This window comes from Sedimentitalea todarodis, assembly GCF_032595355.1.
Taxonomy (GTDB): domain Bacteria; phylum Pseudomonadota; class Alphaproteobacteria; order Rhodobacterales; family Rhodobacteraceae; genus Sedimentitalea; species Sedimentitalea todarodis.
The window spans coordinates 1-11,893 of the sequence record NZ_JASMWN010000011.1; the positions used below are offsets into that span (position 1 = coordinate 1).

9 protein-coding genes and 1 tRNA gene are annotated in these 11,893 nt (G+C 60.3%); 3 read left to right on the top strand and 7 right to left on the bottom strand.

All coding sequences use genetic code 11. The features are described 5' to 3' along the window. Positions 1-225: 225 nt before the first annotated feature. The 3 genes from QO231_RS13895 to QO231_RS13905 all read right to left on the bottom strand — a co-directional run bounded on the left by QO231_RS13895 (position 226) and on the right by QO231_RS13905 (position 3,036). Positions 226-357, bottom strand: coding sequence for a hypothetical protein (locus QO231_RS13895; RefSeq protein ID WP_316777407.1), 132 nt, complete (start codon positions 355-357; stop codon positions 226-228). Between the two features lie 33 nt (positions 358-390). Next, the gene (locus QO231_RS13900) at positions 391-2,895 is read right to left on the bottom strand and encodes an adenosylcobalamin-dependent ribonucleoside-diphosphate reductase (RefSeq protein WP_316777410.1); all 2,505 of its coding nucleotides are present in this window, start codon (positions 2,893-2,895) and stop codon (positions 391-393) included. A gap of 33 nt (positions 2,896-2,928) precedes the next feature. Further along, positions 2,929-3,036: transfer RNA gene (locus QO231_RS13905), tRNA-OTHER, on the bottom strand. Between the two features lie 100 nt (positions 3,037-3,136). On the opposite strand from QO231_RS13905, the gene QO231_RS13910 reads away from it, so the two are divergent. Both QO231_RS13910 and QO231_RS13915 read left to right on the top strand, forming a co-directional pair. Beyond that, positions 3,137-3,568: a DUF1489 family protein gene (locus QO231_RS13910; RefSeq protein ID WP_316777412.1), complete on the top strand. Its 432-nt coding sequence runs from the start codon at positions 3,137-3,139 to the stop codon at positions 3,566-3,568. Between the two features lie 109 nt (positions 3,569-3,677). Further along, positions 3,678-4,472, top strand: coding sequence for a glycoside hydrolase family 25 protein (locus QO231_RS13915; RefSeq protein ID WP_316777415.1), 795 nt, complete (start codon positions 3,678-3,680; stop codon positions 4,470-4,472). 13 nt (positions 4,473-4,485) lie between these two features. Here the strand turns inward: QO231_RS13915 and hisG are convergent, their stop codons facing one another. From hisG to hisS, 3 genes are read right to left on the bottom strand one after another with little or no spacing between them, the layout of a single operon-like run. Beyond that, on the bottom strand, positions 4,486-5,175 hold the full coding sequence (gene hisG, locus QO231_RS13920) for an ATP phosphoribosyltransferase (protein WP_316777419.1): 690 nt from the start codon (positions 5,173-5,175) through the stop codon (positions 4,486-4,488). Then, a complete protein-coding gene (locus QO231_RS13925) occupies positions 5,172-6,260 on the bottom strand; it encodes an ATP phosphoribosyltransferase regulatory subunit (RefSeq protein WP_316777423.1) in 1,089 nt (362 codons plus the stop codon). Before QO231_RS13925 ends, hisG begins: the two co-directional genes overlap by 4 nt. Next, the gene (gene hisS, locus QO231_RS13930; RefSeq protein WP_316777426.1) at positions 6,260-7,765 is read right to left on the bottom strand and encodes a histidine--tRNA ligase; all 1,506 of its coding nucleotides are present in this window, start codon (positions 7,763-7,765) and stop codon (positions 6,260-6,262) included. The genes QO231_RS13925 and hisS overlap by 1 nt, the downstream gene beginning before the upstream one ends. Positions 7,766-7,902: 137 nt before the next feature. Here hisS and QO231_RS13935 point away from each other — a divergent pair, with 137 nt between their 5' ends. Then, positions 7,903-8,097 carry a SlyX family protein gene (locus QO231_RS13935; RefSeq protein WP_316777429.1) on the top strand — a complete coding sequence of 65 codons (195 nt, stop codon included), beginning with the start codon at positions 7,903-7,905 and terminating at the stop codon, positions 8,095-8,097. A gap of 156 nt (positions 8,098-8,253) precedes the next feature. On the opposite strand, the gene dnaE is transcribed toward QO231_RS13935, so the two are convergent. Beyond that, positions 8,254-11,766, bottom strand: coding sequence for a DNA polymerase III subunit alpha (gene dnaE, locus QO231_RS13940; RefSeq protein ID WP_316777432.1), 3,513 nt, complete (start codon positions 11,764-11,766; stop codon positions 8,254-8,256). Positions 11,767-11,893 lie beyond the last annotated feature (127 nt).

Consider the following 11,893-nt stretch of genomic DNA (forward strand, 5'->3'; position numbering starts at 1 on the left):
GTGTGGAATGCTGAATGTTCATGGGAAAACCCTCTGTCAACCGAGGCAAAATCACCTCGATCAACAGCAAACTCTCAACTTCACAATCCGCGAAACAAATCCCGACTACGCGCAACCCACGTCACAAGCGCCCATATCGCGAAGCGATTTAGTGCATCAGCACTTTCGCGACAGGCCGTTCGGTGGGGTGAATGTCAGGCTCCCTCACAAAATGGTCGGCTGGGTTCACGCATTTTCATTGTAGCAAAGAATTGCGATCTCGCGTTTTGAATTCGCCGCAGTCGCCAAAAGGACCGAAAGCAGCCACTGGCCGCCAATTGCTTGTAAAATGGCAGCCTTAAGCTGTGGAATGGTCATAATATGCTGGTGCTGACACAAAAGCAGAACAAATCATCCTGAACACTTTGAATGGCCACAACTCCCGCAGGTCATGCAGCCCTCGATCATGCGCAATTCGAATTGGCCGCAGCTAGGGCAGGCTTTGCCGCGTGGTGCGTCGAGGTTGACGACCTGCGCCTGTGGGTCGGATTTCAGCCCCATCCCCTCGCCTTCAAGGAAACCGATCGCAACCATATGACGCTCTATCACGCCGCCGATCGCTGCAAGGATCGAGGGGATGTATTTGCCCTGCACCCATGCGCCACCGCGGGGGTCGAACACGGCTTTGAGCTCTTCGACCACGAAACTCACATCACCGCCGCGTCGGAACACTGCGCTGATCATCCGGGTCAGGGCCACGGTCCAGGCAAAATGCTCCATGTTCTTGGAATTGATGAACACCTCGAACGGACGGCGGCGCCCGCCGATGACGATGTCGTTCACGGTAATATAGAGCGCATGTTCGCTGTCGGGCCATTTGACCTTGTAGGTATTGCCTTCCAGTTCTGAGGGTCGGTCCAGCGGTTCGGACATGTAGATGACGTCGCCATGGGGCGTTTGCGGTTCGGCGTCGGTCGTGGCGACGACTTCGGGATTAGAATCCTCGCTTCCGAAAAGCAACCAAGCAGGATTGACTGAAAGACAGTCTGAGAATGCGTCTGCGTGTTTGCGTTGCATCTCTTTCTGATCAAGTCCCATTTCAGTCACATAGGAGAGGCTCCATTCGACCTTTTCAGCTAGTTCTCTAAGCGTGAGACCTGCCCTTTTACGAGCATGCGTCAAACGCTTGCCTGGTGTATTGAGTGTGTTTGACGGCCGCTCCTCCGCCACGCTCAGCACACTCCCCGTCACGTCATTCGGCCGGTAGGTCGTGCAGCCCTTACAGCCCAAGTCCCAGGCCTGCATATAAACGTCCTTGAAGTCACCGAAACCGATATCCTCGGGGCAGTTGATGGTCTTGGAAATCGACGAATCCACCCATTCCTGTGCCGCCGCCTGCATTCGAACATGCTCGGTCGGCGTCAGGGTTTGCGCGTTCACGAAATAGTCGGGCAGTTCCTTGTCGCCAAACTTGTCGCGCCACATCTGCACGGCATAGTCCACGACCTCTTCCTCGGTTCGGCTGCCGTCTTTTTGCAGAACCTTGCGCGTATACGCGTATGCAAAGACCGGCTCGATCCCGGACGAGACATTGCCCGCATACAGGCTGATCGTGCCGGTCGGCGCGATGCTGGTCAAAAGCGCATTGCGGATGCCGTGCTCACGAATGGCGTCGCGCACGTCCTCATCCATCTGCTGCATCGTCCCGCTGGCGAGGAATTTCTCGGCGTCAAACAATGGAAAGGCGCCCTTCTCCTTCGCCAATTGCACCGACGCCAGATACGCGGCGCGGGCGATCGCGCGCAGCCAGCGCGACGTCTGACGCGCCGCCTCCTCCGATCCATAGCGCAGCCCGACCATCAAGAGCGCATCGGCAAGCCCGGTCACACCCAGTCCGATCCGCCGCTTGGCCTGTGCCTCGGCGGCCTGTTCGGGCAGCGGGAATTTCGACACGTCCACCACGTTGTCCATCATCCGGACAGCTGTGGTGACCAACTCGCCCAATGCGTCCTCATCCAGATGTGCGGCGTCGTCGAATGGGTCGGATACCAACCGCGCCAGATTGATCGACCCCAACAGGCACGCGCCATAGGGCGGCAGCGGTTGTTCTCCGCAGGGGTTGGTGGCGGCGATAGTCTCGCAATAGGCAAGGTTGTTGGCGGCATTGATCCGGTCGATGAAGATCACACCCGGTTCGGCATAATCATAGGTCGCGCGCATCATCTTGTTCCACAGATCGCGGGCCTGGAGCGTGTGATAGACCGTGTCGCCAAATGTCAGCTCCCACGGTCCGTCGGCCTTGACCGCCTCCATGAACGCATCGCTGACCAGAACCGACAGGTTGAACATCCTGAGCCGTGCGGAATCGGATTTGGCGGAGATGAAATCTTCGATATCCGGGTGGTCACAGCGCATTGTCGCCATCATCGCACCGCGGCGTGATCCCGCCGACATGATGGTTCGGCACATCGCGTCCCAGACATCCATGAACGACAGCGGCCCGCTGGCATCCGCCGCCACCCCTTTCACATCAGCGCCACGCGGACGGATGGTGCTGAAGTCATAACCGATGCCGCCGCCCTGCTGCATGGTCAGCGCCGCCTCCTTGAGCATCTCGAATATTCCGCCCATGCTGTCGGGGATGGTGCCCATGACAAAACAGTTGAACAGCGTCACCTGCCGCGCGGTCCCCGCTCCGGCGGTGATGCGTCCGGCAGGCAGGTACCGGAAATCGGACAGCGCGTCATAGAAACGGTCTTCCCATTCCGCCGGGTTCTCTTCGCGCTGCGCAAGATCGCGCGCAATGCGCCGCCACGTATCCTCGACACTCAGGTCAATGGGCGTTCCATCGGCCTCTTTGAAACGGTATTTCATGTCCCAGATCTGTTCGGCTATGGGGGCGGCAAATCGGCTCATGTATTTTCCTGGTCTGGTCAGATCAATAGAGGGTGGGCAAGACGGCGGGACTTGAACCCGCAACCTTCTCGCCGTAGACTCAAACTTGGTAGAGTGAGACTAACAGACAGCGAGACGCTCTATCCATTGAGCTACATCGCGACAATCTCCGAGAGCAGTGCCATGCTCTCGGAGATTCCACAATAGCTTGAAGCCCGAGCAATTTCCACTACCATATAGGCCTTCCCTTGGGGACGACTCTGTGGATAAGACCGTCAATCTGATCAAACTGTCCGTCGGCACCGAGAGTGTCGAGGACCTTGCCCGCTGGCACCAGACCCGCCGCGCTCAGGCCGAGGACGGGCTGCCCCGGCACGTCACGCGGATGTGGCCAAAGCGTCAGGCTGAAATCCTGAACGGCGGTTCGATCTTCTGGGTCATCAAGGGGCTGGTTCAGTGCCGGCAACGCGTTTTGCGGTTGGATGAAGTGATCGGCAGCGATGGTATCCGGCGCTGTGCCATCGTATTGGATCCACAGTTGCATCGCACCCAGTCCGTGCTGAAACGCCCGTTTCAGGGTTGGCGGTATCTGGCACCCGAAGATGCCCCGCCCGACCTGCCCGAGAGTCGCGAAAACGATGATGCCCTGCCGGTGGAACTCAATCGAGCCCTCGCCGAAATCGGTGTGATCTGACGAAGATCACCAACATATCACTGTCGCAGGACGCAGATATCGGGTAAAACGCAAAAAAACTCCAACACCAAAGCCGGACACAGAAACGGCATCGAGCAGGAGAACGAAAATGTACAGAATTCTGCTGGCCCTGCTGGCGGCGGCCATCCTTGCCAGCTGCGGCGGCCGCGTCGAACGGACCGCGCCCGTCGTTCCCGCCAAGCTGGACCCGGAAACGAACTTGCTGGTGTATCCGCGTTTCGGTGATTCCAAACCGCACGCCTGGAAAGGCCGCGACCCCTATTCCTATCCGATCCACGGCATCGATGTCGCCCGGTACCAGGGGGATATCGACTGGCCGCGAGTGAAATCCGCCGGGATCAACTTTGCCTACATCAAGGCAACCGAGGGCGGCGACCATATGGACCCCATGTTCCAGGAACACTGGAACGGCGCGCGCCGTGCAGGCGTACGCCATGGTGCCTATCACTTTTACTATTTCTGCCGACCGGCCCATGAGCAGGCGATCTGGTTCATTCAGAATGTCCCGCGCAGCACCTCGGATCTGCCTCATGTTCTGGACATGGAATGGAACCACCAGTCGCGCACCTGCCGCCTTCGCCCGGACGGGGCAACCGTCCAATCCGAGGCCAAGATTTTCCTGGACATGCTCGAAGCGCATTACGGTCGCCGCCCCGTGGTCTACACCACTGTTGATTTCTTCCGCGAGACCGGCATCAACAGGCTGCGCAACACCGAGTTCTGGCTGCGCTCGGTCGCAGGGCACCCACGCACGGTCTACCCCGGTGCGTTCTGGACGTTCTGGCAATACACCGGCACCGGTATCGTTCCGGGCGTCACCGGGCCGGTCGATCTGAACGTGTTCCGGTCCTCACCCGAAGCATGGCTGCGCTGGTCGCGCTAACGTGCGCTCCGGCTCAGCCGACCTGCCTGATCAACGCCTTAAGCGTCGTGCGATCCGCGTCCGAAACCGGCGCGGATCGGCTGCGCCAAAGCGTTGCCTGGCTGCGCAGGACCAGCCCATCGGCAAGCAGTTTCAGGTGATTGGCCCGCAGGGTATCGCCGGTAGACGTGATATCGGCAATCGCCTCGGCGGTCTCGTTCATCACGGTGCCCTCGGTCGCCCCCTGGCTATCGACCAGTTGATAATCCGCCACCCCGGCGTCCCGCAGGAACCCATGCACCAGCCGGTGATACTTGGTCGCAATCCGCAAGCGATGGCCATGATGAGCGCGAAACGCCGCCGCAGCCGCATCCAGATCATCCAGCGTATCCACATCGACCCAGCATTTCGGCACCGCAAGCATCAGGTCGGCATGGCCAAAACCCAACGGGTTGACCTCTTCGGTCTGCTGCTCCCACAGCGGGAGTTTTTCCTGCACAAGGTCGGTGCCGGTCACGCCCAGGTGGATGCGCCCCGCAGCCAGTTCCCTCGGAATTTCACCCGCCGACAGCAGAACCAGATCGACGCCATCGACCCCGCTCACCGTTCCGGCGTATTCCCGCTCCGAGCCGCTCCGGCTCAGGGTGATGCCCCGCTTGGCGAACCAGCCAAAGGTCTTTTCCATCAGCCGCCCCTTGGACGGCACGCCCAGCTTGACACTCATGTCGCGCCCTCTCCGAGTTCGAGCATCAGACCCGGACGCAAGACGCCGCCAACCGCCGGAATCTCACTGCCCCCGCCCAGATGCCGGGTCAAGGCGTCATAGCGCCCACCGGTGGCAATCGGCGGCAGATCCGGGCGACGCTCGGCATAGAAGCCAAAGACAAACCCATCGTAGTATTCCATCGACGTCCGGCCATAGCTGGCCTCGAAATCAAGGTTCTCCACGTCAATCCCACAGGCATCCAGCGCACCGAGCCGCGCCTCCAGCAGATAGAGCGATGCGGTGATCGACGGCAAATCAACAGCAATATCGCGCAGATGTGCCAGCGCAAACGGAGCGGTCTCGCGCACCGAAAGCAGGTTGTCCAACGCCGATATTTCAGTCGCGGATATCGGCGGTGTTTCGGCGTCGGCGCGCAACGCGTCAATCCGGTCCGCAATCTCGGTCTGGCCGCGCTTGCCGATCCAAGGGGCGCTGATCGCCAGCGGATCATCTGCCGCGAGCAACGCCGCGCGGGTGGGCGGCACCGGCGCGCGCCGGGAATACCGGTCAAGCAAGGCCCGGAACCGCCGTGGCCGCCAGATATGCCGCATCAGCGCCGCCTTGCGCCGTTCGGTTGTATCAAGCCCCCACACTGCCGCCATCAGAATGCCGATATCACCGGTCGCCGCGCGCAGATTCAGCCCCGCAACCGCCTCGGCGATGCGTGCGAAAACCTCGGCATCCGCCGCCGCCGCGTTCGTTCGATCAAACAGCTCGTATCCGACCTGCACGTATTCGCTCGCCCGATCCGGATGCTCGTCCTGGTGACGGAACACCTCGCCGGAATAGGTGTAACGCGCAGGCTCGGCCCCGAACTCCATATGCATCTGCACCACTGGCACCGTGAAATCCGGGCGCAACATTTGCTCGCCATGCAAGGCGTCACTGGTCACATAGGCCCGCGCGCGGATATCTTCGCCATAAAGATCAAGCAAGATTTCCGACGGTTGCAGGATCGGCGTTTCGATCGGCAAGGCACCCGCCGCCTGAAATAGCGCACGCAGACGCGCGGCCTCGGTCAATGTCTCGGCTCGGGTCGGCATCAGCTTTGACCGATGTCGTGGGTCGCAAGGATTTCGCACACCTTGTCCAACATCTGATCGCGCGCCACTTCGAACTGGCTGGGGCGCTCTTTCCACTCTTCCAAGGTGGCGTTTTCGGCAATCTGCGCACCAAGGATCAGGTCCTTGATCTGAACCACACCGCGTTCCTTTTCGTCGCCGCCCTCGATGATCGCCACCGGGCTGTTACGCCGGTCCGCATATTTCAGCTGGTTGCCGAAATTCTTCGGGTTGCCCAGATAGACTTCGGCCCGGATACCCGCATTGCGCAACTCTGCGACCATTGCCTGATAATCCGCCATCCGGTCCCGATCCATGACCGTGACGACGACAGGGCCGTGTTCGACCGCGTTGATCCGCCCCTTCTCCCGCAGCGCGGCAAGCAGCCGATCCACCCCAATCGAGATCCCCGTGGCCGGCACTTCCTGCCCCGTGAAGCGTTTCACCAGATCATCATAGCGACCGCCGCCGGCAACCGAGCCGAATTGCCGTTTACGGCCTTTTTCGTCAAAGATTTCAAAGGTGAGTTCGGCCTCGTAGACGGGCCCCGTGTAATATCCAAGTCCCCGAACAACCGAGGGGTCGATGATGATCCGATCGGGGCCATATCCTTGGGCCGCAAGCAAACCCGCAATCTGCTCAAGTTCGTTGACGCCTTGCGCGCCGATTGTCGATCCCGTGACCAGATCGCGCAGTCGATCGACCGTCTCTGCACCGGTATTCCGTCGCGCCTCCATGAATCCCATGATGATCGCGGCTTGCTCATCGCCCAGCCCCGCCCCATCGGTGAAATCTCCGCTCGCGTCCTTGCGCCCTGTGCCGAGAAGCGCGCGTACACCGTCCGTGCCCAACCGGTCGAGTTTGTCGATCGCGCGCAAGACAATCCCGCGCTCATGTGCGAACTTGTCGGGATCGGACGGGTCCAACACACCGGCGACCTCCATCACCCCGTTCAACACCTTGCGGTTGTTGATCCGCACCACATAGTCCCCACGCGCGATACCGACGGCTTCCAGCGTGTCGCTCAGCATCGCGCAAATCTCCGCATCCGCCGCCATGCTCGCCGATCCGACCGTATCCGCATCACATTGATAAAACTGGCGAAACCTCCCGGGTCCCGGCTTTTCGTTGCGCCAGACAGGGCCCATCGCAAAACGGCGGTACGGGGTGGGCAGATCATTTCGGTGCTGTGCAAACACCCGCGCCAGCGGCGCGGTCAGGTCATAGCGCAACGCCAGCCAGTCGGCCTCGTCCTCCTGCCAGGCAAACACCCCCTCGTTGGGGCGGTCCACATCCGGCAGGAACTTGCCCAGGGCCTCGACGGTTTCAACGGCCGAGGATTCCAGCGCGTCAAAACCATAGCGTTGATAGACCTCTGCAATGGCCTGCAGCATATCGTTGCGCTGCGTGACCTCAGCACCGAAATAGTCGCGGAACCCTTTGGGTGTTTCGGCCTTGGGGCGAGGCTGTTTCTTGGTCTTGGCCATGTCGGGCCTCCTTGGGCAGTCCGGTTGCCGCGCGGTCTAGCCCAAGGGCATGACAGGAGCAAGGCGAGCCGCGCTCTGCCGTTGGAATTGGCGCCGGGCCACGGTATGAGCCGAAAGACTCAACAAGGGGCTTCGCCATGCAACAACTGGAAGAAAAGATCGCCCACCTGGTCCGCGCCTTGGACGAACTGAGCGACGTCGTGGCCCAGCAGCAGCAGGAAATCGATACGCTGACCCGGCGGGTTCACATGCTGATGCAGCGCGAGGGCGAACGGGAAGCGGAACGGGGTGGCGGAATTGTCTTGGGTGACGAGCGCCCTCCCCACTACTGAATACGGCCTTGATGAGGGGCGCTGCCCCTCAAACTCCCCGGAGTATTGAGCCAAAGATGAAGAACAGCCGCTTCCGCGGTTTCATCTTTGCGCAAGTACTTCGGGGGAGGCGCCCGAAGGGCGGCGGGGGCAGAGCCCCCTTCTCACCCCATGTAGTCAAAGATCTTCGACGGTGATCACGCCCTGAAGGCTCTTGATCGCTCCCTTGATCTGCGGGCTTATCGAAAACTCCTGCCCAAGTTCCATGTCGACTTCGCCGGGTAACGCCGGATCCATCAGGCAGAGTTGCACAGGTCCACGCGCGGCACTGTGGGTGGCGTTGTGTGCATCTTCAAGAACGCTGGCAACAGTCTCGACGGCGCAGGCATCTTCAATGAAGACCAGCAATCCGGCAGCGTCCATATTACCAATGGCGGTGTCGATCGGCACAACTGATCGGCACAATAATTTCAGCTGTTCGCTTTCCACGTTGGCTTCGACAGTGATCACCACCTTGGAACCGGCATCGAGAAAGGCGCGCGACTTTTCGAGCGTTTCCGAGAACAGCGTAACCTCGTATGCGCCGGTCGCATCCGACATCTGAGCAAAGGCAAACCGGTTTCCACGGGCCGATTTGCGTTCCTGGCGGCCCGCGACGACGCCGGCCAGCTTTGCAACCAAGGGAGAGGTCGCGGCTTTCTTCTGCACCTCCTCCAGCGTCATAACCCCTTTGCGTTTCAGGAATGCCGAATAGTCATCAAGCGGATGCCCCGAGAGGTAGAAGCCGACCGCGCGGAATTCCTCGGCGAGCCGTTCGGCGGGGAGCCAGTCTGCAGCAGGTGACAGGCGCGGCTCGGGCAGATCATCGCCCGCCTCGCCAAAGAGCGATACTTGGTTCGACGTCTTCTGCTCATGCACTGCGGCCGAATAGGCAACCAGCGCATCGAGGCTGTCAAACACACGACGCCTGTTCGCATCAAGCTGATCAAAGGCCCCGGCGCGAGCGAGCATTTCCATTGGGCGTTTGCCCACCCGCTTCAGATCAACCCGACGGGCCATGTCGAACAGGGTCGCAAAGGGTTTGTCGATGCCATCAACATTGCGCCCATCGGTCACCAGACGCATGGCCTCGGTGCCGATGTTCTTCAGCGCGCCCAGCGCATAGACCAGCGCCCCGTCCGCCACCTTGAACGTTGCATCGGACCGGTTGACGCAAGGCGGCACCCAGGGCAGGTCGAGCGCTTTTTTGACCTCTTCGAAATAGGTCGCCAGCTTGTCCGTCAGGTGGATATCGCAGTTCATCACCCCGGCCATGAACTCCACCGGATGGTTCGCCTTGAGCCAGGCGGTCTGATAGCTGACCACCGCATAGGCCGCAGCGTGGGATTTGTTGAACCCGTAATTGGCGAATTTCTCGAGCAGGTCGAAAACCTCGGAGGCCTTTTTCTTGGCAACCCCGTTTTCCATCGCGCCCCTTTCGAACTTGGGGCGTTCCTTGGCCATTTCCTCGGCGATTTTCTTGCCCATGGCCCGGCGCAGAAGGTCAGCGCCGCCCAGCGAATAGCCCGCCATGACCTGGGCGATCTGCATCACCTGTTCCTGGTACACGATGATGCCCTGGGTTTCCTCGAGAATGTGGTCGATCAGCGGATGAACCGATTCCCGTTCGCGCAAGCCGTTCTTGACCTCGCAATAGGTCGGAATGTTCTCCATCGGACCGGGACGGTACAGCGCCACCAGCGCCACGATATCCTCGATACAGGTGGGTTTCATGCGTTTGAGCGCATCCATCATGCCGCTGGATTCCACCTGGAACACCGCCACGGTCTTGGCTGCTGCATAGAGCTTGTAGGACGCCTCGTCATCGAGAGGAATGGTGCCGATATCGTCAACCAAGCCCTCTGGCGGCTCGAACAATTCGCTACCATCGGCTGCGATATGCAAGTGTCTCCCGCTGGCCTTGATCTGATCGACAGCGTTCTGGATCACAGTCAGCGTCTTCAGGCCCAGAAAGTCAAACTTCACCAAACCCGCCTGCTCGACCCATTTCATGTTGAACTGGGTCGCGGGCATGTCAGAGCGCGGATCCTGATAGAGCGGCACCAGCGCATCCAGTGGGCGGTCTCCGATCACCACACCCGCCGCATGGGTCGACGCGTTTCTCAGCAGGCCCTCGACCTGCTTGCCATAGGTCAGCAGCCGATCCACCACCTCTTCGGACTTGGCTTCTTCGCGCAGGCGTGGTTCGTCCGCCAATGCCTTTTCTATGCTGACCGGCTTGACCCCCTCAACCGGAATCATCTTGGACAGGCGGTCCACCTGGCCATAGGGCATCTGCAACACCCGCCCGATGTCGCGCACCGCCGCCTTGGACAACAGCGCACCAAAGGTGATGATCTGCCCGACTTTGTCGCGGCCATATTTGTCCTGAACGTAGCGGATCACCTCTTCGCGGCGGTCCATGCAAAAGTCGATGTCAAAGTCGGGCATCGACACCCGTTCGGGATTGAGAAACCGTTCGAACAGCAAGGAATAGCGCAGCGGATCAAGGTCGGTGATGGTCAGCGCATAAGCCACGAGACTGCCCGCACCCGATCCGCGCCCCGGTCCCACCGGAATGTCGTTGTCCTTGGCCCACTGGATAAAGTCGGCAACAATTAGGAAGTAGCCGGGAAACCCCATGCCCTCGATGATCCCAAGCTCGAAATCCAATCGCTCCTGATACTTCTCGACACTCACGGCGTGGGGGATCACCGCCAACCGCTCTTGCAGGCCATCGTTTGCCATCCGGCGCAGTTCGGCGACCTCGTCATCGGCAAATTTCGGCAGGATCGGATCACGGCGATACGCCATGAAGGCACAGCGGCGAGCGATCTCGACGGTATTCTCCACCGCCTCGGGCAGATCGGCAAACAGGGTCACCATTTCCTGCTGACTCTTGAAATAGTGCTGGGCGGTGAGCCGTCGTCTCGGCTCCTGCTGATCGACATAGGCGCCGTCGCTGATGCAGATCAGCGCATCATGCGCCTCGTACATCTTGGTCTCGGGAAAATAGACATCGTTGGTGGCCACCAGCGGCAGGTTCATCGCATAGGCCATTTCCACATGCCCCTGCTCGGTCAGGCGCTCTGGTTCGGGTTGCCCCGCCTCACCGGGATGGCGCTGCAACTCGACATAGAGACGGTCTGGAAAGGCCCGCGCCATCCGACCAAGCAACGCCTCGGCGGCGGGTCTCTGCCCCGCCTGCAAGAGCATCCCGACCGGGCCACCCGGGCCGCCCGTCAGGCAAATCAGCCCCTCCGCGTGACTTTCAAGTTCCTCGGGAGTGATCTGCGGTAGCTGCCCCCCCTTGTCGAGATAGAGGCAGGAATTCAGCTTCATCAGATTTTCATACCCCCCTTCGGACTGCGCCAGCAGAACGATCGGCGCAGGGTCGCGCGGTTTTTCACCCGGCTGGGCCACGAGGTAGGACAGATCGATCTGGCAGCCGATGATCGGCTGAAGACCTTCACCGCTTGCCGCGACCGAAAACTCGAGTGCGGAAAACATGTTGTTGGTGTCGGTGACCGCCACGGCGGGCATGTCGTTTGCCTTGCACATTCCGGCCAGCTTCTTGAGCCTGACGGCCCCTTCCAGAAGAGAATATTCGGTATGCACGCGCAGGTGAATGAATCGGGGTTTGATGCTCATGCCGCACGCTACCCTGATCGGGCAGACACGGGAAAGGTGCTTTTTTGGACGAACGGCGAAACATCAAGCCGTCCCGCGATTGTTCTGTTTTTTTTGAAGGTCCTATCACTGCAGGCTGAGTCCGATA